This window comes from Streptomyces sp. NPDC001700, from assembly GCF_053596435.1.
In genome coordinates, this window is sequence record NZ_JBSFGE010000004.1 from 542958 (window position 1) to 564989 (window position 22032).

Consider the following 22032-nt stretch of genomic DNA (forward strand, 5'->3'; position numbering starts at 1 on the left):
TCAATACGTGTCGTACGGTGACCGATCGCACTGCTCCACAGCGGTGAGCAGAATCCTCCATTCAGCCTCACCGCAGCAGGGCCGCCAGGGCCGTGGCCGTCTCCGGGTGGCGACCGGCCAGTGCGGCGCCCGCCGGGCGGGGATCCGCCGCCTCCCATGTGCCGTCGCAGCCCAGCAGGTTCGCCACCGCGTCGCACGTCGCGGGGTGGGCGGCGAGCAGCGCGCTGCGGCGGCCGCCCTCCGCGCGCGACGCGGACCGGGCCGCGCGCGGCTCCGGCTGGGCCCGCCACGGCGGCACCCAGGTGTCCAGTGCCGCGAGGCGGCCGGGGAAGATCCGCCCCGCCTCGCGGATCAGCAGCGGGGCCAGGTCGGCGCCGTCCGCTCGCAGGGTGGTGATCAGGGTCGGCAGCCAGGGCAGGAGCACCTCGTCCGGCAGCCGTCCGAAGGCGTTCGACACCGCCTCCACGACGAAGTCGGTGAGGCCCGGGACGGGCTCCAGGGCGTGGACGAAGCCGCTGAGGTAGCGCGGATAGGCGGGCACCACCAGGGGGTTGCCCAGCAGTTCGTCACACCTCGCCCGCAGATCCGCGCGGGAGAGGTGTCCGAGCTGCTGCTGCGCCGCCCACAGCAGCGCCGTCTTCGACGGCTCCCGGGGATGCGACTGGGCGACGGCCAGCTCCAGTTGGGTGCGGTCGCAGCCCAGCGACAGCGCCAGGCTCTCCATGCTGAACAGGAACCCCAGCGTCGCCGCCACCTGGCGGACGGTGGCGTCCTCGTCGGCGAAGGCCGTCGGCAGCAGGGTGCAGTAGTGCGCGTATCCGGTCTTGGCGAAGGACTCGATCCACGGCGGCAGCACCGGCTCGCTGGTGCGGTAGTACGCCAGGAGCCGCCGCACCCGGCGCAGCACATCGGGCGCCCCGTCGACGCTGCGCTCGGCCGACAGCACCTCCAGCGCGCGGGTGCCCAGCTCGTCGGCGAGTCGGCGGCTGCCCAGGTACAGCGTCGCGTCCTCGACGGCCTGGAGGACGGTGGCCGCGGTGGCCTTCGGGTCGTACGCCGTGCGGCGAAGGCGCTGCTCCAGGACCTGCTCGATGCTGACGCCCTCGTAGCCCAGCTCGATGAGCGCCCGCTCATGGGTGCCCAGCGCCACGTCCCAGGATTCCTGGATCGGCCGCTCCCCCAGCGTCCGCTCGCCCATGATCGGCCGCGCGGTGCCGTGCGGCATCAGATAGCGCAGCATCCACAGCACGTCGGAGCACGGCTGAAGCTCCGGCCGGGAGGCGATGTCCAGCAGCGCGCGCTGCACACCGCGCTGCTGGAGCTTCAGGTTCAGCGGTGCGAGCCTGTCGTGGACATCGCGGGCCAGCGGTGGCAGCGCATCGTAGCCGACCTTCCCGATCCGGTCGCCGCCCATCATGATCTCGACGAGACGGCGCACATCGCGCCGACCGGGCACGGTGTCCTTCTCGATGCAGGTGACGGCCGCGTCCTGGAAGTCGTACGGCGTGGGCCTGGTCCGGTCGCGCATCCCGGCCAGCAGGATCGACGTCTCGAACACGGCGATGGCGTCGGCGGTGGAGGCGAGGTAGCCGTTGCGGCGGGCGGCGCGCACGATCTCCACCGACCAGCCGAGCAGTTCGGCCTCGTCCAGCCGGTCCAGGACGGGTGGTCGCCGCAGAAAGCCGGTCAGCTTGTCGGAGGGCGGATCCGCCGGTGCGGGGGCCGCCGCAGGGACCGCCGCGGTCTTCCGGGGCTTCGGCTTCTTCGTCCCCGCCTGTCCCGCCAGGCGGTACGGCTCCACCCGGGTGCGCTTGACGTTCTTCGCCCAGACCGTCGCGGCGATCGACACCGACCCGGCGGCGAGGCCGAACTGCGCCTCGATCGCCGCGTGGCTGGAGGGGATCAGGCCGTACTGCCAGGTGGTGGCGGTGCGCGGGCTGATCCGGTACGTGTCGGCGCCGTCGACGCCGAACTCCTCGACGCGGCTGGCCGCGTGGAAGGCGCCGCACACGTAGAGGCAGTCGGCGGGATCGGTGCCGGTCGCGGCCAGGTGCTCGCGCATCCTGGTCCACATGTAGCGCTCGCGGTCCTCGTCCACGCGCACCCGGTGCGTATCGCCGGGGGCGAGGCGCCGGAAGAGGCTGCCGATCAGGAACATGGCCTGGCGGTAGGTGTCGTGGTCGCTGTCGCCGAGCGGCAGCTCGACGTACTGATGCCACCACTCCGACCAGTGCCGCACCTTGCCGTGGCGCAGCAGGTGTTCCTCCAGCTCGGCGAAGCGCGGCCGCAGGTCGCCGATCTCCACGCCGACCGCGTCCCCGTGCAGCGCGGCCTCTTCCTCGGTGGCGGGAGCCTCCGGGTCGGCCGATTCCCCGGTGTCGGTGCCGCGCTGGTCCCACTGGAAGACATGGTCCGAGGAGCGGTCGACGAGGACCAGCTCGACGCCCGGGGTGTCCAGCGCGTACGCGATCGCCTGGTACTCGGCCGAGGCCTCGGTGACCGGTGCGACGACCGACAGCGGGGACCATTCGGGCGGGAAGCCGTCGACATCGGTGGCGAACGCCTGGACCGCCACCGGGAGCCTGCAGTTGCGCAGTTCGGTCAGCAGCGGCGCCATGTCCTCGCACAGCTCCAGGTACACGACCTTCGGCTGCTTCTGGCGCAGACGGCGGGCCATCGCGATCGCCGAGGCGGGCGAGTGGTGGCAGACGGGGAAGATCTCCAGCGGCTCCCCGACCGCGCGGTCGACGTCGTCGACGAGGCCGAGGAGGATGCCTTCCAGGGCGTCGGGTCCGTCGGCGAATGTCGCGGCGGCCTCGCCCAGTTGCGCGCGCAGCGCCTCGAAGGGCCCGTCTTGCGAACCTTCCTGTGTCACCTCGTGTGCCCCCTGGTGCGTGCCGCTCATGACAGGGTGGCGATCGCGTCGCGGCCGCCCTCCAGGAACTCCGGCCAGGACCCGCCCTCGTCCTTGCTGCGCGGCTCCACGACACCGTGCAGGTACTTGTTGAGGATGGCCAGATCCTCGGGCTCGCGCCGGGCAAGCGACCCGACGAGCGAGGTGGCGAGGGTGTGGGCGGTCAGGGCGCGCTCGCCGAAGAAGTTGCTGTGCAGGATCGCGTCCTCGAGCACCCCGATCTGTTCGGCGGTGGACAGCGCGGACTCCAGCTTCTCGTCGTCGCTGCCCGCCGAGGCCGCCGAGGCGCGCAGATCGGCGAAGCTCCGCAGCAGGACGTCGAGCAGTGTCGGCGGCACGTCCAGCTCGATCTGGTGGCGGCGCAGCAGTTCCTCGGTGCGGAAGCGGACGATCTCCGCCTCGCTCTTCTTGTTCGTCATCACCGGGATGCGGACGAAGTTGAACCGGCGCTTGAGGGCCGAGGACAGGTCGTTGACGCCCCGGTCGCGGCTGTTGGCGGTGGCGATGACCGAGAAGCCGGGCTTGGCGAAGACGATGCCGTCGCTGTCCAGTTCGGGGACCGAGATGTACTTCTCGGAGAGGATCGAGATCAGCGCGTCCTGGACGTCGCTGGTCGAGCGGGTGAGTTCCTCGAACCGGCCGATCGCGCCGGTCTCCATGGCGGTCATGATCGGCGAGGGGATCATCGACTCCCGCGACTGGCCCTTGGCGATCACCATGGACACGTTCCAGGAGTATTTGATGTGGTCCTCGGTGGTGCCCGCCGTGCCCTGCACGACCAGTGTGGAGTTGCGGGAGATCGCGGCGGACAGCAGCTCGGCCAGCCAGCTCTTTCCGGTGCCGGGGTCTCCGATGAGCAGCAGGCCCCGGTCGGAGGCGAGCGTGACGATGGAGCGCTCGACGAAGCTGCGGTCGCCGAACCACTTCTGCGCGATCTCCCGGTCCAGGCCGTCGGAGCGCTCGGAGCCCAGGATGAACAGGCGGATCATCTTCGGGGACAGCCGCCAGGAGAAGGGCTTGGGGCTGTCGTCGATGGACTCCAGCCAGTCCAGCTCCTCGGCGTACTTGATCTCGGCGGGGGCGCGCAACAGGTCGGACATCACAGGGCCTTTCTAGGTGAGGAACGTCTTGAGTTCGTGGACGAGCTTGGTGATATGGCCGGAGAGCACCGGCGCGCCGAGGTCCTTGAAGCGCTCCCGGAACCACGGGTTGACACTGCCGCGTCCGGAGCTGGTCACCGAGCCGACCGGGATGAATTTGGCTCCCGAGCGGTGAATGGCGGCCATGCTCTCGAAGAGCGGTTCGGTCTGCCATTCGTAGAAGTCGGAGATCCACACGACGACGGTGTTGCGGGGCTCGGCGATCTTCGGCTGGGCCAGGGCCATGGCGACCGTGCCGTCGGTGCCGCCCCCGAGGTTGGTGCGCAGCAGGGTTTCGAAGGGGTCGTGCACCCACGGCGTCAGGTCGAGCGCCTGGGTGTCGTACGCGATGAGGTGGACGTCCACCTTGGGGAGCCCGGCGAAGATGGACGCCAGGATGGTGCAGTTCACCATGGAGTCGACCATCGAGCCCGACTGGTCCACGACGACGATCAGCCGCTGGGGCGTGGTCTTGCGGGCGGTGTGCCGGTAGTAGAGGCGGTCGACGTACAGCCGCTCCTCCTCCGGGCTCCAGTTGGTGAGGTTCTTCCAGATGGTGCGGTCGAGGTCGAGGTTGCGGAACACCCGCTTGGGCGGAACGGAGCGGTCCAGGGCGCCGACCGTGGCCTTCTCGACCTGGGTGCGCAGCACTTCGCCGACCTCGTCGACGAAACGCTTGATCAGCGCCTTGGCGTTGGCCAGGGCCACGCCCGAGAGGTTGCCCTTGTCCCGCAGCAGCTGCTCGATGAGCGACATGCTCGGGGTCAGCCGCGCGGCGAGCTGGGAGTCGGCCAGCACCTCGCGCAGACGCATCCGCTTGACGAGGTCGGCTTCCAGTGCGCCGAGTTCGGGGCCGATGTCCGGGCCGATCTCCGGGATGAGCTTGCCGAGGTCGGGCGTCGTACCCGGGCCGCCGGTGCCGGTCGGGCTGACGCCCGGTCCCGCCGCCCGCCCGCCGGACTTCCCACCGGACTTTCCGCCGGACTTTCCGCCGGACTTTCCGCCGGGGCCGGAGCGGCCGCCGCGCAGCTCGCCGGGCTCGCAGCCGAGGGCGCGCTCCAGCCAGCCCGCGTCGGACTGCCAGCGGGCCAGCTGTCCGGCGGTGACCGTGCCGGAGGCGCGGGCGAAGACGTTGAGCAAGACCTTCGAGGCCAGCGCCGCGCGCCGTACTTCGGCGGCCCGGTCGCGTGCTCCGTCATCGCCGGGCTCGGGGGTCATCAGACCGTCGAACTCGGCGGCCAGCTCCGGGTGGCGCTGCACGATCGAGTCGACGGAGGCCTGTGGGTCCAGCAGGGCGGGCGGCAGCCCGATGTCCTCCACGACGGCGAGGCTCGCCGATTCCAGGGTGGCCTGCTCCTCGGGGTCGAAGAGGCGGGCGAGGAGCCGCCAGTACAGGAGCTGACGGCGGTTGCCGTGGGGGTCCTGGGAGTCCTGGAGGTCCTGGGAGTCCTGGGGGTCCGTACCGGGGTCGTGATCGGTGGTGCGCTCCGTCATTTCCGCAGCAGCCTCCCGGCCCGCTCCCGCAGCGCCGTCACGGCGTCGGTGGCGGCCTTCTCGGCCTTGACCCCGGCCTTGTCGGTCGTGCGCCCGGCCCATTGCCCGGCGTGGATGGCGACGGTGTTCTTCCGTACGGTCTTCTCGACGGCCAGGGGCTGGAGGCGGTACGCCCCCGCGTCCCAGCGGAGCAGCCCGATGCACGCGCTCGACGCCGCGACGGCCTCGGGCGTGAGCGGACCGGCGGTCGGGATGCGGTCGGTGTCGACGGCCAGCGGGTGCCCGGCGACGGTGAACGTCAGCGTGCCGTCGCCCTTCTGGGCGGCGTAACCCTCCAGGAAGACGGGGACGGCGATGCGCGCCGGATGCCGGTCCAGGGGCGCGGTCGGCGCGTCGGTGGCGGTGGCCAGGGCGACGCGGGCGGTGGCAAACGGGGCGGCGGGCTCGCCCGGCTGTGCGTGCTCGTCGCTCCAGATCAGGTCGCCCTCGGCGGTGACCGGCATCTCGGTGAGGTTCACCGACCAGCCCTCGCTGACGGCGTCCAGGAGCGACATGGCGGGCCTGAGCAGCTGCCAGATGCCGACGCCGACGACCGTATCGGGCTTGGGCACCGACACGCTGGCCCGCAGCAGGCGGGGCGCGGCGCCGTCGGCGGGCTCGAACACGGCGTGGACCTGGGCCTGTGCGGCGGTGGCGTGCTCCTGCACATCGACGCCGAGGGGCAGGAGGCGGCCGGTGGCCGTGCCGGTCTCGGACGCGACGGCCGCACCGGGCAGCGTCAGCAGCAGCGCCCGCGCCCACAGGTCGGCCCATCGGCGCGCCGGGACACGGTCCAGGGAAGCGCCGGGGCAGGAGGCGGCGAGTTCGGTGGCGAAGCCGTCGAGCAGCGTCGCCAGGCGCCGCAGGGCCGGGTCGGTCAGCATCGCGGAGACGATCTGCGCCGAGCCGGACACCACATCGTGGTCGATGCCCTGCCATCCGGATCGTGCCAGGTCGGACAGGTAGGAGCGGGCGGCGGCGAGCAGGTTCACCGCTTCCTGCCCGCCGGGCGCGGGCGACGTGGCGGTCTCCTCGCCGCGCGGCCGGGCGATCGCCTCCCAGGCCCGGGTCATCAGCGCGTCGTGGGCGGACCCGAGAAGTGCGGTGCGGGCGGCGGCGAGGGCGACGAAGTGGTCTTCGCCCGCGGCTCCGGCCGCCGCCTTCTCGGCCGCCTCGGCGACCCTGGCGGCCAGCGGCGTCCCGGCGACGGCATCGGCGAGATCCGTCAGCGCGGCAGACCGGTCGGGGTGGGGGCGGAGCAGACCGGCGACGAGTGCCTGGTCGAAGGCGTCGACGGCGGCCAGGGCCGCATCGAGGTCGGCGATGGGTTGCGCGAGCAGATCGGCGCGCATCACGCCACCGCCCTGGTCGACGGGAACCACTGCATCTCCGGCAACGGCGCGGTGGCCGGGGCGAGTTCCAGATAGGCCAGGTGGCGCAGGAACCGGCTGAAGACCACCGCGGCGGCCCGGGTGTCCCCCTGCGGTGGGTGGGTCTCCATCATGGCGACGGCGATGGCCAGCCCGGCGGGCTCCCCGTCCGCACCCTCCACCCGCAGATAGCGGGCGACGCGCTCGGCGCCGTACTGCAGCACCGCCTCGCTGATCAGGGCCATGATGTGCTTGCAGTACGAGCCGTGCGCACCGCCGCAGGGCCGGTTGTTGTTGGTGCTGCAGGCGTACGCGTAGGTGGTGGCCGCGACCGACGAGACGTAGACCCGCCCGATGTCCGAGCCGCTGGACACCACGCCCTGCAGACGTCCGTCGGCCAGCTCGACGAACGGGACCTTGGCGAGCTTGCGCGGCCGTGCGGGCGGGATCACCCGTGCCGTGCTCGACGCTTCCCAATTCGACGCTTCCCAATCTGACAACGCGCCATCTCCTCTGCGCACAGGGGTATTTCCGCACCCGAGCGGCGCGGCACGAATGAACATACGTGCGCCCACTGACAACGCCCGCTCCGGTACGTTGCTCGGCACCGGCCGGGCAGCCGAGCGGCCGGATCGCCAAGGGATCGGGGAACATCGTGAGCACACAGCAGCCCTGCGTCGTCCTGGTGTACCAGCGGACGACGCTGCCCTGGGTCTTCGAGAGCGCCGAGCGCGCCGGGATCCGCCTCATCCTGGTCCCCCGCCCCGACGAGACCGTGGCCCCGGACCGGCTGTCCCCGGCCGTGGCCGACGTACTGCGCCTGGACATCGACGGGGACCGCGCGGGCGCCCTGGCCACGCTGCGGAAGCTGCACGAGACCACCCCGTTCCAGGGCATCTGCACCCTGTACGACCCGGCCGTGCCGTTCGTGGCGGAGGCCGCCGGGCTGCTGGGGCTGCCCGGCATCGGACGGGACGCGGCGCTCGGCGCGCAGGACAAGCGGGTGATGCGGGAACGGCTGGCCGCGGCGGGGCTCAATGCGCCCCGCTTCGTCGCCTTGAAAGACGCCTCCGCCTGGGAGGACGCCGCCCACCTGGACTTTCCCGTGGTGGTCAAGCCCGCGCACGGCTTCTCCAGCCTCGGTGTCACCAAGGCGGAACGCCCGGACGAGCTGCGGGCCGTGGTCGACGAGGTCTGGCAGATCTGCCAACACACGCTGGGCGAGGGCCTGATCGTGGAGGAGTATCTCGACGGGCCCGAGTTCGCCGTGGAATCCCTCGCCCACCACGGGGAGGTGACGGTGTGCGCCATCGGCTACAAGGGCGAACCCGAGGGCCCGTACTTCGAGGAGAGCGTCTACCGCGCCCCGGCCGTCCTGCCCGAGGCGGTACGGGACGCCATCCGGCGCGAGGTCACCGCCGCGCACACCGCCCTCGGCATCACCGACGGCCCCACCCACACCGAACTGCGGCTGCGCGGCGGACGGCCGTATCTGCTGGAGCTGGGCGCCCGCATCGGCGGTTCCGGGGTCTCCGGGTACATCGTGCGGAACGTCACCGGGCTGGACTTCGCCGCGGACGCGCTGCGGATCGCCACCGGGCAGCCGCCGCGCTCGTTCCACCCCGGCCACTCCCCCGCCGCCACGGGCGCCGCCGCCAACTACATCGTGCCGTGCGGCGGTTCGGGGCGGATCACCGCCATCCACGGCCTGGACGAGCTGCGCGCCGACCCCCGGGTGGACCACGTCGTGCAGATGCTCTTCCCCGGCGATGTGGTGCGGCCCTACCCGGACTTCACCGGGTACCCGGCGTTCGTCCTGTCCCGGCACGCCACGACCGCCGAGGCCGAGGAGTTCCACCGGGCGCTGGAGACCGCCATCCGCGTCGAGTACGCGCCCGCCTGACGCGCCCCTAGGACCGGGTGACCGGGGCCTGCCACAGGGCGACGATGGCGTCGATGAGGCCGGTGGCGGTGGCGTGCCACGTCGTGCGGGAGGTGGGGGTGGCGTCGGCGAGGGCGCGTTCCCGCTCGGCGGTCATCTGCGTGATGAGGTGGCGCGTCATGGCCGCCCGCTCGGCGTGCACCTCGGCGGGCAGGTCCGGCAGGCAGCGGCTCATTCCGTCCTGCAGCGGGTGCAGCGACGGCGCGGCGGCGAAGGCCTCCGCGGTGGTGACGGCCTGAAGCGCGGGGTCGGCCGTGACCTGGGCGATGAACCGCGCGTACCAGCTGGGGTGGCCCAGGGCGGCCAGGTGCTCGGTGGTCGGGCGGACCACGCAGGCCACCCAGTCCCGCAGCTCGGTGGAGTCGCCGATGTCGGCCAGCATCCCCGCGCGGATCCGCTCCATCCGCTCGGCGTGGCGCCGGACGATCGCGCGGACCAGGTCGGTCTTGGTGCCGAAGTGGTAATTGACCGCGGCGTTGTTGCCCTGTCCGGCGGCGGCGCTGATCTGGCGGTTGGCGACCGCGTGCACGCCGTACTCGGCGAACAGCCGCTCCGCCGCCGTCAGCAGCGCCTCCCGTGTCGCGCTGACCCGCTCGTCCTGCCTCGTTCTGGCTGCCATCATCACCACCGCGTCCCCGCTCCGCACACCACCCGCATTAAAGCCAACGCTTTAAAGCATACCCCGTGGCGCGCCGGGCGGCGTCGCGAGCCCTGCCGGAGGCCGCCTATACGGCCACCGGCAGGGCCCCTCGTCACCTCAGCGGCAGGTGCGTCCGGTGTTGACGCACCGCACCATCTGGTTCATCACGCGCTCGTCGAAGACGTTGATGAAGTCCCCATGGTCGGTGACCGGCTTGTGCAGCTGCTCGGGGAACCCGTCCACCGCGTAGAACGGCCGGGTCTTGCCGTTGTCCTTGAGGCTCGGCGCGTCCACGTCGTACACCAGGCGCTGCACCAGCTGCGGAATCGCCACGAAGCCCTTCGGGCAGCGGCCCTCGGCGTCCGTGAACGCCACGTGGGAGCGGTGGTTGGCGCTGTCGGCGTTCTTGCCGTCCCAGCAGCTCTGGAACTTCGACGTACGCACCACATCGCTGCCCTGCGGGCAGATCGGGTACTTGTCCTTCAGCTGCCGGTTCTCGAATCCGGTGCAGCTCCAGGCGGCGTTGGCGTTCGCCGTGCCGTTGCTGAAGGCCTTCGCGTCGCCGGTGATGATGCGCAGGAACTTGGGCATCGCCACGACCTTGCCGCGCGGGTTGCCCGCGTACTCCAGGGTGACCTTCTTGGCGGTCAGGATGCGGCCCGTGTTGCCCTCCGCGCCACCGCCCTGCCGGTCCGCGTCGAACTCCCGGGTGCCGTCCTGGAGGCGCAGCACCGGCCAGTAGTACGAGGACTTGTCGCCCTGGTTCTTGCAGCTGGTGCGGCCACGGGCGAAGGCGTTGTTGTCGGCGAACGCGTTGTTGGCCTGGTTGCCGACGTAGTCGTGGGTGTGGTGGGCGCCGTTGGACACGCCCGGCGCGACGATGACGTTGTCGGTGTTGTAGAGCTTGTTGGCGTTGACACCGCAGGCGGTGGCGAACAGGCCCTTGGAGGCGTTCCGCGCCGGGCGCGGTGTGCGCACGTTGGGCTGGACGCTGGTGATGTCCACGAAGTCCGCGGCGGCCGGGCCGTTGCCGTTCTGGCCCTGCTCGCCGCCCTGGTTGCCGCCCTGCTCGCCGCCCTCGTCGCCGCCCTCGTTATCGCCCTGCCCGCCACCTTGCTGATCGCCGGTGGCCTTGAGCGTGCAGGGGGCGAGTCCCTTAAGGCCCTGCGGGGTGGCGGCCACGCGGCCGATGGCGATGGAGATGCGGTCGATGGCCGCCGTGCGCTTGTCCTTCAGTGGACCAATGATCGCGTTCTGCGCGAAGTTGGCGTCCTGCTGGATCGCCCGCTGGGAACCGGCCAGCCGCTGGTACGCCTCGGCCACCTGCTTGTCCAGCAGGGCGAGTTCCCGGTCCACCTCGGCCCTGGCCCGCTGGGGCACCGCGCTCAGGCGCTGGCCGACGTCGGGGCAGTCGATGGTGGAGGCCTGGGCGGATAACGCCCGGTCGCGGTTGCCACTTGGCCGCGAATCGCCCGCGTCGGCCGAGGCGTACAGGTTGACCGTCACCAGGCCGCCCGCCCCCAGGGCCAGCGCGGCGGTGGCGACGATCGCCCGTCTCGCGGTCTTCGACCGTCTACGCGTGTTGCGTCGCATGGAACTCCTCTGTCATGTCGGACGCGTTCGACGGAAGGTTATAGCCACGCGACCGGTCCGCCGCCACCGGCTCAGGCGGTCACCTTGGCGAGAAACGCGGCCACGTTGGCCACCATCCGCTCGATCTTCTCCTCCACGGTCAGCGACTCATGGAGCCGCGCGCCCGCGCCCGCGTCCTTCTTGCCGCGCACGTACAGCGAGCAGGCGAGGTCGCCGCATATGTACGTACCGACCGAGTTGCCCCGCTGCCGGGCCTTCCCCGCCTTCGGCGCGACCATCAGGGAGACGCCACCCGCGTGGGAGGTCAGACAGAGCGAACACATCCCGCGCTGCGTCTGCCAGGAGGCGGGCGTGGGACAGCGCAGCGCCAGGGCCGTGGGGCGGTCGTCCAGCGTGGTGACGAGGTAGGCACGGTCGTAGGCCTGCGGATCGCGCCACCCGAGGTAGTCCAGATCGCCCCAGGGCCGGTCGGCCAGATCGCGGGGTACGGACAGGCGTTTCGCCTCGCCCTTGGTGCAGTTGACGAAGGCGGAACGGATCTCTTGCTCGGTCAGTGGCTTCATGAGCGGGAGGCTAAGTTGCCTAAAGGTCTTAGGCAAATGGATAATGTCTCTGCCACCGCAGGTGACGGAGTCGACGGAGAGGGAGGGCATGGCATACGCAGGGCTGACCGCGGAACGTCTGACCCGGGCCGGGGCGGAGCTGGCCGACGAGGTGGGCTTCGAGCAGGTGACCGTATCGGAGCTGGCCAGGCGGTTCGACGTCAAGGTCGCGAGCCTGTACTCGCACCTGAAGAACTCCCGCGACCTCAAGACCAGGATCGCCCTGCTCGCCCTGGAGGAACTCGCCGACCGGGCCGCCGACGCCCTGGCCGGGCGGGCCGGGAAGGACGCCCTGATCGCCTTCGGCCATGTCTACCGCGACTACGCCCGCGAGCATCCCGGCCGCTACGCCGCCGCCCAGTTCCGGCTCGACCCGCAGGCGGCGGCCGCCAGCGCGGGCGGCAGGCACTCGCAGATGACGCGGGCGATCCTGCGCGGCTACGACCTGACCGAGCCGGACCAGACCCATGCGGTCCGGCTGCTCGGCAGCGTCTTCCACGGCTTCGTCAGCCTGGAGTTGGCGGGCGGGTTCAGCCACAGCGCCCCCGATTCGGCGGAGTCCTGGACCCGGGTCCTGGACTCGCTCGACGCCCTGCTGCGCAACTGGCCCGCGCCCTGATCACCCGCCGAAAGCACACGGGCGCCACTCGCTGAATAGCCCATTCGCTCCCCTGCGGGCTTTCCCGCCGAGCGTCGGCCGTCGCTCCGGTGACCTGCGTAAACGATCAAGCGAGGCGGTGGTCGTGGCCTCGCGCGGTCACGCCTCGTGTTGCGGCGGTGGCGGACTGTCGGTTGTCTCATGAGCGGAACACCTCACAGGTGCCGCGCGATCAGGACGGCCACTGCTCCGTTGGAGGATCTTCATGCGTTACGTACCCGCCGGTACAGGCATCGGCCTGGTTCTCTGTGCCCTCGCGCTGCAGGGCCCGGCCGCCGCCGCCGATGACTCGGAGCTTCGCATCAACCCGAAGAAGAGCGCTCCGGGCTCCACGGTCACCGTCAGCACGACCGCCTGCGGCTCGGACGTGACCTACGGCAAGGGCTCCGCGGGCGGAGACGAGTTCCACCTGCTCGGCGAGGGCCACAAGGGTGTGCTCACCGGCCACTTCCGGATTCCGAAGGACGCCGACTCCGGCCGCCACGACGTGGTCGTGAAGTGTCCGCCGAGCATCAAGATCACGGACACGGTCAAGGTCAAGCGCAGCCACCCCAGTGGCGGTGTCGACGCCGGATTCGGGCCTGCCGCGATCGGCGAGAACAAGCCGACCCTCCTCGGCGGCACCGTCCTGGCCATCACGGCCGGAAGCGTGCTCATGATGCGCCGCCACCGAAGCGTCCGCCGCTAGTCCCGGGCGGATCAGCCGGAAACCGGTGGTGGCGTGGGACGCGGACGTGGCCGTCGTCGGTGCGGGCGCGGCCGGGCTGACGCTGGCCTACCGGCTCGCCACCCTGCCCTCCCCACCCCGAGTGCTGCTGGTCGAGGCGCCGGACGGGCCGCTGCGGCCACCGGAGCGGACGTGGTGCTGGTGGGAGGAGCCGGGCGGTGAGTTCGACGGGGCGCTGGCGGCCCGCTGGAGCCGGGTCAGGGTGCGCGGCGCCGATGGCCACCCGGTGGACCGCGAGATCGCGCCCTTCGTCTACAAGATGCTGCGGTCGCGCGACTTCGAGCGCTGGGTGGCCGCCCGGCTCGCCGCGGCACCCTCGGTGCGGCGGGTCGAGGCGGTGGTGGACGAAGTACGCGACGACGCGGGCGGCGCCGTGGTGCGGGGCGCCCGCGCCGGAGGCCGCCCGGTGGAGTGGCGTACCCGGTGGGCCTTCGACTCCCGCCCGGCGGCCGCCCTGCCACCGGCCCGTACGACGCTGCTCCAGCACTTCCGGGGCTGGTTCATCCGCTGCGCCGCCCCGGCCCTGGACCCCTCGGTGGCCGAGCTGATGGACTTCCGCACCCCGCGCCCGGACCGGGGCCTGTCCTTCGGCTATGTGCTGCCGCTGAGCGACCGTGAGGCGCTGGTGGAGTACACCGAGTTCTCGCCCGGGGTGCTGGACGACGCCGCGTACGACGCGGCCCTGCGCCACTACACCGGCGCCGTGCTGCGGCTGCCGCCCTTCCGGGTGCTCTCCACGGAGCAGGGCGTCATCCCCATGACGGATGCCCGTTTCCCCCGCCACGCGGGCGCCGCCGTCTTCCGGATCGGCGCCGCGGGCGGCGCCACCCGCCCGGCCACCGGCTACACCTTCGCCGCGGTGCAGCGCCAGTCCCGCGCGGTGGCGGCGGCCTTCGCCACGGGCCGCCACCCGGCGCCGCCCGCCCCGTATCCGTCCCGCGCGCTCGCCATGGACGCGGCGATGCTGCGCGCCCTGGCCACCGGCCGGGTAGCCGGAGCGGAGGTCTTCACCGGTCTCTTCCGCCACGTCCCCGCCGCCCGTCTGCTGCGTTTCCTCGACGGCCGAACCGGCGTGGCGGAGGACGTCATGGTCGGCGTGCGGACACCGGTGCTTCCCATGCTGCGGACGGTGGCCGAACTGCCCTGGCTACGGCGGCGGGCCGACCGGTCGCGGCCGCCCGCGCCACGCCCCGCAGAACGGTGACCGGCGTGGCGGGGCGTCGGCGGGGACGGGATCGGCGGGCCGAGGTGTTGCCGGTGGCGGCGGGGCGGGCCCGGGTCCCGGCCGGAGATGCGCCACGCGTGGCGGTGGTCGGCGGCGGGATCGCGGGGCTCGCGGCGGCGACCGGACTGGCCGAGCGCGGGGTCGCGGTGGTGCTGTACGAACGCCACGCGATGCTCGGCGGGCGGCTGGCCGGATGGCCGACGACGCTCGCGGACGGGTCGGTGGCGACGATGTGCCGCGGGTTCCACGCCTTCTTCCGGCAGTACTACAACCTGCGCGGGCTGCTGCGCCGGATCGACCCGGCCTTGAGCATGCTCACCGGGCTGCCGGACTATCCGCTGTGGCACAGCTCGGGCCTGCGGGACGGTTTCGCGGGTGTCCCGCGCACCCCGCCGTGGTCCGCGCTCGGCTTCGTCGCGCGCAGCCCATCGTTCGGCTGGCGGGACCTGGCGGGCATGGATCCGGTGGCCGCGCTGCCGCTGTTCGACGTCCGGCTGCCGCGTGTCCACGAGCGGCTGGACGCGCTGAGCGCGGCGGAGTTCCTGGACGCGGTCGGCTTCCCGGCGGCCGCCCGCCACCTGGCGTTCGAGGTGTTCTCCCGCAGCTTCTTCGTGGATCCGGGCGAGCTGTCGGCGGCCGAACTGGCGGTGATGTTCCACATCTACTTCCTCGGATCGAGCGAGGGGCTGCTGTTCGACGTGGTGCGCGAGCCGTTTCCGTACGCGCTGTGGGAGCCGCTGCGGCGCTATCTGGAGGGCCACGGCACCCGGGTGCGGCTGGGCGGCCGCGTGGAGTCGGTGCGGCCGCTGGACGGCGGGCGGGTGGCGGTGGACGGGGAGGCGTACGACGGGGTCGTGCTCGCCCTGGACACGGCGGGGCTGCGCGGGCTGGTCGCGAACTCCCCGGGCCTCGGCGACCCGGAGTGGCGGGACCGGATCGCGGCCCTGCGGACGGCGCCGCCGTTCCTGGTCTCCCGTCTGTGGCTCGACACCCCCACGGCCACCGGCCGCCCCGGTTTCCTCGGTACGAGCGGTTACGGCCCGCTCGACAACGTCAGCGTGGTGTCCCGGTGGGAGGGCGAGGCGGCCCGGTGGGCTGCCGCCACGAGTGGATCGGTGCTGGAGCTGCACGCGTACGCGGTCGACCCGGCCGCCGAACAGGCCTCCGTGGAGCGGAAGTTGAGGGAGGAGCTGGGCCGGGTCTACCCCGAGACCCGGGATGCCTCGGTGGTCGACGTACGCCACGAGTGGCGCGCCGACTGCCCGGCCTTCCCGGTCGGTGGCTACCGCGACCGGCCCACGGTGCGCACACCCGATCCGGCGGTGGTGCTCGCCGGGGACCTGGTCCGTACCGATCTGCCGGTCGCGCTGATGGAACGGGCCGCCACCACGGGTTTCCTGGCCGCCAACGCGCTGCTCGCCCGCTGGGGGGTGCGCGGCCAGCGGCTGTGGACGGTCCCCCGCCACGGCCGCACGGCGGTGCTGCGCGGTGTGCACCGGCTGACGGATCTGACGCTGACCACCCGTCAGCCCGGGAAGCGGCCCGCCGCCCGCAGGGCCCAGCGGCGTTCGGCGTAGGCGAGGTCGTCGCGCCACAGACGGCCGGACGCGGCGCGCATCAGGGGGCGCAGCAGGGGCGCGGCGGCGCGGGCGACGGCGAAACCGGGGCGGTCGGACGTGGCGAGGACGGCCTCGATGACGGCGGTGCGGGGGCGGCCACGGTGGTCGGCGGTCAGCGGGGTGGCGTGGGTTTCGACGACGGAGCCGCGGCCCTCGCCGTCGGTGATGCGCATGACGACGGTGCGGGGTCCGGGTGCGGAGAAGACGGCGCGGACGGGGACGACCACGCGGCCCGCGAGTTTGAAGGACACCTGGACGGCGAGGGCGTCTTCCGCCCCGTCCGGCTGCTCGTCGGGTTCCTCGACGGTGAGGTCGACGAAGGAGTACGGGTGGAGCCACGCGCCGTGCCACGGGTCGAGGCGGTTGGCCACGACATCGGCCGGTTCGCAGGTGCCGGTGACGTCGTGGACGGCGGCGACCGTGGCCCCGGCCGCCGGACGGGGCGGCAGCACCGGGCGTTCCAGCGGCTCCTCGCCACCGGCCGCGTCGAGCCGTACCCAGGCGAGGACACCGTCGTCGTGTGCGGGCAGCGGCGACCAGCCCGTGGCGGTGTCCTCGTACGGGGCTAGGCCGTGCCAGTGGCAGATCAGCCTGCCCCGGCTGACCACCGCGTCCTTCAGCGGCGCCCCGAGGTGTGGGCACGCACCGGGCCCGGCGCGGAGCCGTCCGGTGGCGTCCCGCCACGCCACCACCTCGGTGTGGGCGATGGTCCGGCCGAAGGGGCGGCCGGGGGTGATGGCGGCGGACGCGCCGAGCACGTACCAGTTGCCCGACGGGCGGTCCTGCGCGCGTTTCAGGGCCGCGGCGATCAGGGCGGGCCTGGCCTCCCGCCAGGTGTCCCGCTGCCGGTCCCAGGCGACGGCGCGGCGGCGCAGGGACAGCGGAAAGCGGTGGCGTACGGGTGGCGTCACGCGGCCTCCTCGACGGGGAGCGGGCCGCCGTGCGGGGTGTGTCCCGTACGCGCGGTACGGGCGGCCAGCAGCCGGGCGGCGCCGACCCGCACCAGCCCGTCGAGCGCCACCGCGGCCCGTACCCGCCGCCGCACCGCCGACCGCCGGTGCAGCACCGCGTAGCCGTCGCGCTCCACGGCGGTGACGATGCCTCCGTAGAGCACATACGCGGTACGGATGCAGGGCCGCGCCACCGGGTCGAGCATCGGGATGCCGGGCAGCGCCCGGCGGTAGTAACCGCGGGTCAGCGCGGCGAAGTCGCGCAGCGCGGCGGTGATGTGCCGGTCCGCCCGCCCGGTGCGGCGGCTCCACCGCAGCCGTTCCCGGTCCACTCCATGCGCGGCCAGCAGATCGGCGGGCAGATAGATCCGGCCACGGTCCAGGTCCTCCCCCACGTCCCGCAGGAAGTTGGTGAGCTGGAAGGCGATCCCGAGCGCCGCCGCGTGCGGTTCTGCGGCCTCGCGGGGCACGACGTGGCCGAGTACGGGCAGCATCTGGAGGCCGATCACCGCGGCCGAACCGTGGGTGTAGTGGCGCAGGTCCGCGAAGGTGGGGTAGTCGGTGACGGTCAGATCGGCCCGCATCGAGGCCATGAAGTCGGTGAAGTGGCGGTGGTCGATGCGGTAGGTGGCGGCGGTGTGCGCCAGGGCCCGTACGACGGGTTCGTCGGCACGGCCGGTGCGCAGGGCCCGGCGCAACTCGGTGTCGAGCCGGTCCAGGCAGTCCGCGCGCCGGGCTGGGGCTGGCTGGAGGTCGTCCACGATGTCGTCGGCCCAGCGGGCGAATCCGTAAAGCGCGTGCACGGCGGGGCGCCGGGCGGCGGGCAGGAGCCGGGTGGCCAGGAAGTACGTCCTGCCGTGGCGGGCGTTGAGCAGGCGGCACCGCAGGTAGTCGGCGCGCAGCGCCGGGTCGTGGATCCCGGCGGCGTCGAGTTCGTGTCGGGTCATGGGGTTCCTTGCCGCTGGAGGGCCCGCGGCTGGGTGCGGGTGCGGGTGCGGCGGGGGCCGGGGCCGGGGCGGGAGTGGTGGCCGGTGATGCGGGCGGCGGCCAGCTTTCCGGAGATCAGCACGGTCGGGACGCCCACCCCGGGGGTGGTGCCGCAGCCCGCCAGCACCACGTTCTCGTGGCCGCGTACGAGGTTGGCCGGGCGGAAGGGGCCGGTCTGGCCGAAGGTGTGGGCGAGCGAGAACGGGCTGCCCGCCGCATGCCCCTGGGCCGTCCAGTCGGCTGGGGTGACCAGGCATTCCTCTTCGATGGCCGCACCGAGCCCGGTGAGGCCGCGGCGCTCCAGTTCGGCGAGGACGCGGTCCCGGTAGCGCGGGCCCAGGGTGCGCCACGCGGTGGCGCCGGGCCCGATGTCGGTGTTCGGGCAGGGCGCGAGGATGTAGTGGACGTGGCGGCCGGGCGGGGCGAGGTCGGGGTCGTGGGTGGTGGGCCGGGTGATGAGGAACGAGGGGTCGCTCATCAGCCGCCCGGACACGGTCAGTTCCTCGAACGTGGCGCGCCATGCGACGCCGAAGGAGAGGGTGTGGTGGGCCAGCTCCGGCCAGGTGCGGTCGGTGCCGGTGTGCAGGACGACGGCCGAGGGCGAGCGCCGCGCTGGCAGCGGGCGGCGCGGGGTATGGCCCAACAGCCGGTAGGCCTCGGTCAGTTCGCAGCTGAGGACGACGGCGTCGCAGGGAACGCGGCCGTGCGTGGTGATGACGGCGGTGACCCGCCCGGCCCGCCGCTCCAGCCGGGTGACCCGCTGCCCGAAGCGCAGGTCGGCACCGGCGTCGGCGGCCGCGGCGGCCAGCGCGCGGGGCACGGCGTGCATGCCGCCACGGGGGAAGTACACGCCCGCGACGGTGTCCATGTACGCGATGACGGCGTACGCGGCGAGTGCGCGGGCCGGTGGCACGCCCGCGTAGAGGGACTGGAAGGAGAACACCCGGCGCAGCCGCTCGTCGCGGAGGAAACGGCCGATGCCGGGGTCGAGCCGTCCGAAGCCGCCGAGCGCGGCCAGCCGGGCCAGGTCGGGGTGGAGCAGCTGGAGCGGCGAGTCGAAGTTGGCGTCGATGAAGCGGGCCATCTGGGCCCGGTGCAGCGCTTCCAGCCAGGCCCGCAGCCGCCGGTATCCGGCCGCTTCACGCGGCCCGGCGAAGGCGCGTACGGACTCCTCCATCGCGTCCGCGCCGGTGTGTACGTCGAGGCTGCTGCCATCGGCGAACCGGGCCCGGTAGGCGGGGTGCAGCCCGACCAGTTCGAGCCGGTCGGACACCTCCTCCCCCACGGCGGCCAGCGCCTCGGCCAGCAGATGCGGCATGGTGAGCACGGTGGGGCCGGTGTCGAAGCGGTAGCCACCCCGCTCCAGGCTCCCGGCCCGCCCACCGGGCCCGGTGTCGCGCTCCACGACCGTCACCCGCCGCCCGGCGCCCAGCAGATGCAACGTGGCGGCGAGCCCGGAAAGCCCCGCCCCGACCACCACGACATGCCCCGTGGCCCCGCCGACGGTCCTCACGCCCCACCCCCTTCGCGTCCCGCGCCCGCGCCAGCGAGCCTCCCGTCCCCCGGGCCGAAACCCGGATGCGTACCGGACGGGGCGCGTCGGCCGCGCCCGGCGGGGGCGGGCAGTCGCGCCGGACGGGGCGGGCCACCCGGGGCGTGTCCGGCGCGACCGGTGGCGCGGTAGGCACCGGGCCCACTCCGGCCCGTGGCGGCGCCCGGTTCGCCGTCCCCCGGGCAGGCGGCCGGGGCGGGAGACGTCACACCACGGGCCGAGGACGGACCGTGCAGCCGGACAACCCGGTGGCCTGATGCCGAGCGAGGCAGGCCAACTCGGGCACGGCCCAGGACGCGTCGGGTGGCCCGGTGGGCACCGGACACGTCCCAGCCGGTGCAGGCACACGATCCCTCGTCGCCACCCGGACAGGCGGCCGGGACGCGGGACGTCACGCCGCAGCCCGGCGCGCCGTACAGCCAAGCGGCCCGGTGGCCTGCCGCCGAGCAGGGCAGGCGGCCCCGGGCACGGCCCGGGACGCGTCGGGCGGCACGGTGGCCCGCCGCCGAGCCGAGCAGTTCGCCCAGGCCCCGTCCCAGGACCCGCCGGGTGGCGCGGCAGACACCGGGCACGTTCCGGCCGGTGACGGCGCGCGGATCGCCGCCACCCCGGCGGGCAGTGCGGACGCGGGACGTCACGCCGCAGCCCGGCGGGCCATACAGCCGGGCGGCGGGGTGGCCAGCCACCGAGCGGGGCAGTTCGCCCAGGCCCCGGCCCCGGACGCGCCCGGTGGCGGGGTAGGCACCGGGCGTGTTCCGGCCGGTGGCGGCAGCCGGGTGGGTGGTTGGGGCGCGGGGCGTCACGCCGCCGCACGGCCGGGTGGCGCGGTGGGCCGCTGTTGAGCGGGGCAGGGCTGGTGGGCGGCGGTGCATGGTTTCAGTCTTCTGACGGCCGGGCCGCGCACCCGCGCCCGGGGCCGTACGGCCGAACGAATTCGACCGTGCGGGCCCCTAACCGCCTCACCGCCCCGGCTCCGGCAGGCCGGGGCCCGTGCAGTGCACATCGGCGGCCGGGAGGTGGCCGTCGACCAGATACGTGGCGGCCGCCCGGTCGACGCAGGGGTTGCCCCGGCTGGCGAACACGCCGTGGGAGTAGTCCTGGTGGAGTGTCACCAGCCGGGAGCCCGGCAGCCGGTGGCGGAGCCGGTGCGCCCCCTCGATGGGGGTGACGGGGTCGTGTGCGGAGGCGATGAGCAGGGCGGGCGGGGCGCCGGGGCCGCCGAGCGGGGTGCGGTGGGCCGGGCGGTGGTGCCAGTAGGCGCAGGTGGACGCCTCGATCCCGGTGAGGACCGGCTGCGGGTCGAGCCGTCGCATACGGCGCACATCGGCCACCACCTGGCGGGGTGCGGGGGCGTGGCCGTCCGCGCACTTCACGATGCGGTTGGCGGCTTCGTAGTTGCGCGATTCCGCGCCGTCGAAGGGGGCGTCCGGGCGGAGGAGCGCGGTGTCGCCGTCTCGCAGGGTCGCCCGGATTCCGTCGGCGAGGTCCGTCCAGCGCTCGGTGCGGCCGAGCGCGTGGTACACGGCGCGGTCGAACTCGGCCGGGCCGACACCGCCGGTCAGCCGGGCCCGCGCGTGGCGGTAGGCGTCGCGTACCGCGTCCGTACCGTCGCCGAGCCCGAAACGGTCCGCGTGGCGCGCCGCCCAGCCGAAGAACACCTCGCGCTGGCGCAGCAGCGCCCGGGCCTGCGTCAGGTCGAAGTCGTACCACTCCTCGGGGCCGACGACGCTGTCGAGCACCATGCGGCCCACCCGGCCGGGGAACCGGGCGGCGTAGGCGGCGCCGAGGTAGCTGCCGTAGCTGACGCCCAGGTAGCCGGTACGCGGCTCGCCGAGCGCCGCGCGGAGGGCGTCCATGTCGTGTGCGGTCTGCTCCGTCGACAGGTGGCGGAGGGCGTGGCCCGCTCCCCTGGCGCAGTCGTCCGCCATGCGCCGCAGGGCGACGAGGTGGGCCCGCTCGGCGGCGCGGCCGGTGGGCACGGGGTCGGCGCCGGGGGTGTCGAAGTGGCCGCCCATGGGGCCGCAGTCGGCGGGGGCGCTGTGGCCGACACCGCGCGGGTCGAAGCCGATGATGTCGTACGAACGCCGCACGCTCTCGGGCAGCTTGGCCCGCTTGGTGACGGCGTACGGCAGACCGGAGCCGCCGGGTCCGCCGGGGTTGACCATGAGGATGCCGCGCCGCTCGGCCGGGGTTCCGGAGGCCCGTACGCGGGAGACGGCGACCCGGATGTGCTCGCCACCCGGGTGGCGCCAGTCGAGCGGCACGGTCAGCCGCGCGCAGGTGACGCGCGCGGGCGCGGGCGGGTCGGGTACGGAGGCCGGGCAGGCGCCGAAACGCAGCGGCGAGGCGGGGATCCCGGCACGGACGGGGGCCCCGGCGCGGGCCGGGGTGGACGGGAGAAGGGCGGCGGCGCTTGCCGCGAGCGCGCACCACAGGACGGTGCGTCGTACAGCCGGATTCATGTGTCTCGCAATCAGCTCAGCTCAGAGGATCCGGTCGGATCATCAGATGACAATGAAAACGATTATCGATATCGTCTAGGCGGTCAAGACGGGTGCCCCTGCCGCCAAGGGCGCGGCCC

The 22032-nt window shown here is 73.4% G+C and carries 18 protein-coding genes; 6 read left to right on the forward strand and 12 right to left on the reverse strand.

Translation table 11 applies throughout. The annotated features are described in order from the left end of the window. Nucleotides 1-67 precede the first annotated feature (67 nt). Genes ACWC5C_RS10830 through ACWC5C_RS10850 form a run of 5 tightly spaced genes read right to left on the reverse strand, consistent with a single transcriptional unit; the run spans nt 68 to nt 7456 of the window. The gene (locus ACWC5C_RS10830; RefSeq protein WP_450875094.1) at nt 68-2905 is read right to left on the reverse strand and encodes a hypothetical protein; all 2838 of its coding nucleotides are present in this window, start codon (nt 2903-2905) and stop codon (nt 68-70) included. After that, nucleotides 2902-4014: an ATP-binding protein gene (locus ACWC5C_RS10835; RefSeq protein WP_385437508.1), complete on the reverse strand. Its 1113-nt coding sequence runs from the start codon at nt 4012-4014 to the stop codon at nt 2902-2904. The genes ACWC5C_RS10830 and ACWC5C_RS10835 overlap by 4 nt, the downstream gene beginning before the upstream one ends. A 12-nt stretch (nt 4015-4026) precedes the next feature. Then, complete coding sequence (locus ACWC5C_RS10840) at nt 4027-5547, reverse strand: VWA domain-containing protein (RefSeq protein WP_450875095.1); 1521 nt, start codon at nt 5545-5547, stop codon at nt 4027-4029. Then, complete coding sequence (locus ACWC5C_RS10845; RefSeq protein WP_450875096.1) at nt 5544-6968, reverse strand: hypothetical protein; 1425 nt, start codon at nt 6966-6968, stop codon at nt 5544-5546. The genes ACWC5C_RS10840 and ACWC5C_RS10845 overlap by 4 nt, the downstream gene beginning before the upstream one ends. Then, nucleotides 6938-7456, reverse strand: a complete 519-nt coding sequence (locus ACWC5C_RS10850; protein WP_450875097.1) for a hypothetical protein — start codon at nt 7454-7456, stop codon at nt 6938-6940. Before ACWC5C_RS10850 ends, ACWC5C_RS10845 begins: the two co-directional genes overlap by 31 nt. Before the next feature lie 155 nt (nt 7457-7611). On the opposite strand from ACWC5C_RS10850, the gene ACWC5C_RS10855 reads away from it, so the two are divergent. Then, entirely contained in the window at nt 7612-8859 is a 1248-nt protein-coding gene (locus tag ACWC5C_RS10855) for an ATP-grasp domain-containing protein (protein WP_450875098.1), read from the forward strand. A gap of 7 nt (nt 8860-8866) precedes the next feature. Here the strand turns inward: ACWC5C_RS10855 and ACWC5C_RS10860 are convergent, their stop codons facing one another. The 3 genes from ACWC5C_RS10860 to ACWC5C_RS10870 all read right to left on the reverse strand — a co-directional run bounded on the left by ACWC5C_RS10860 (nt 8867) and on the right by ACWC5C_RS10870 (nt 11694). Then, on the reverse strand, nt 8867-9517 hold the full coding sequence (locus tag ACWC5C_RS10860; protein WP_450875099.1) for a TetR/AcrR family transcriptional regulator: 651 nt from the start codon (nt 9515-9517) through the stop codon (nt 8867-8869). 138 nt (nt 9518-9655) lie between these two features. Next, nucleotides 9656-11131 carry a DUF1996 domain-containing protein gene (locus ACWC5C_RS10865; protein ID WP_450875100.1) on the reverse strand — a complete coding sequence of 492 codons (1476 nt, stop codon included), beginning with the start codon at nt 11129-11131 and terminating at the stop codon, nt 9656-9658. 71 nt (nt 11132-11202) lie between these two features. Next, a complete protein-coding gene (locus ACWC5C_RS10870) occupies nt 11203-11694 on the reverse strand; it encodes an FBP domain-containing protein (protein WP_450875101.1) in 492 nt (163 codons plus the stop codon). Between the two features lie 88 nt (nt 11695-11782). Between ACWC5C_RS10870 and ACWC5C_RS10875 the strand changes: the two genes are divergently transcribed. From ACWC5C_RS10875 to ACWC5C_RS10890, 4 genes are all read left to right on the forward strand, one after another. After that, nucleotides 11783-12352, forward strand: coding sequence for a TetR/AcrR family transcriptional regulator (locus ACWC5C_RS10875; protein ID WP_450875102.1), 570 nt, complete (start codon nt 11783-11785; stop codon nt 12350-12352). 244 nt (nt 12353-12596) lie between these two features. Beyond that, nucleotides 12597-13079: a sortase gene (locus ACWC5C_RS10880; RefSeq protein ID WP_450875103.1), complete on the forward strand. Its 483-nt coding sequence runs from the start codon at nt 12597-12599 to the stop codon at nt 13077-13079. Nucleotides 13080-13107: 28 nt separating this feature from the next. Further along, nucleotides 13108-14322, forward strand: a complete 1215-nt coding sequence (locus ACWC5C_RS10885) for a lycopene cyclase family protein (RefSeq protein ID WP_450875104.1) — start codon at nt 13108-13110, stop codon at nt 14320-14322. Beyond that, complete coding sequence (locus ACWC5C_RS10890) at nt 14319-15920, forward strand: FAD-dependent oxidoreductase (protein ID WP_450875105.1); 1602 nt, start codon at nt 14319-14321, stop codon at nt 15918-15920. Before ACWC5C_RS10885 ends, ACWC5C_RS10890 begins: the two co-directional genes overlap by 4 nt. Here the strand turns inward: ACWC5C_RS10890 and ACWC5C_RS10895 are convergent. The 3 genes from ACWC5C_RS10895 to crtI are packed head-to-tail and all read right to left on the reverse strand — an operon-like array spanning nt 15869 to nt 19412. Beyond that, on the reverse strand, nt 15869-16873 hold the full coding sequence (locus ACWC5C_RS10895) for a DUF5914 domain-containing protein (RefSeq protein WP_450875106.1): 1005 nt from the start codon (nt 16871-16873) through the stop codon (nt 15869-15871). The two genes, ACWC5C_RS10890 and ACWC5C_RS10895, sit on opposite strands and share 52 nt — an antisense overlap. Beyond that, nucleotides 16870-17859, reverse strand: coding sequence for a phytoene/squalene synthase family protein (locus tag ACWC5C_RS10900; protein WP_450875107.1), 990 nt, complete (start codon nt 17857-17859; stop codon nt 16870-16872). The genes ACWC5C_RS10895 and ACWC5C_RS10900 overlap by 4 nt, the downstream gene beginning before the upstream one ends. Further along, nucleotides 17856-19412, reverse strand: a complete 1557-nt coding sequence (crtI, locus tag ACWC5C_RS10905; protein WP_450875108.1) for a phytoene desaturase family protein — start codon at nt 19410-19412, stop codon at nt 17856-17858. The genes ACWC5C_RS10900 and crtI overlap by 4 nt, the downstream gene beginning before the upstream one ends. A gap of 470 nt (nt 19413-19882) precedes the next feature. Between crtI and ACWC5C_RS10910 the strand changes: the two genes are divergently transcribed. After that, a complete protein-coding gene (locus ACWC5C_RS10910; protein ID WP_450875109.1) occupies nt 19883-20293 on the forward strand; it encodes a hypothetical protein in 411 nt (136 codons plus the stop codon). Between the two features lie 117 nt (nt 20294-20410). On the opposite strand, the gene ACWC5C_RS10915 is transcribed toward ACWC5C_RS10910, so the two are convergent. After that, nucleotides 20411-21913, reverse strand: coding sequence for an alpha/beta hydrolase (locus ACWC5C_RS10915; protein WP_450875110.1), 1503 nt, complete (start codon nt 21911-21913; stop codon nt 20411-20413). Nucleotides 21914-22032: the final 119 nt, after the last annotated feature.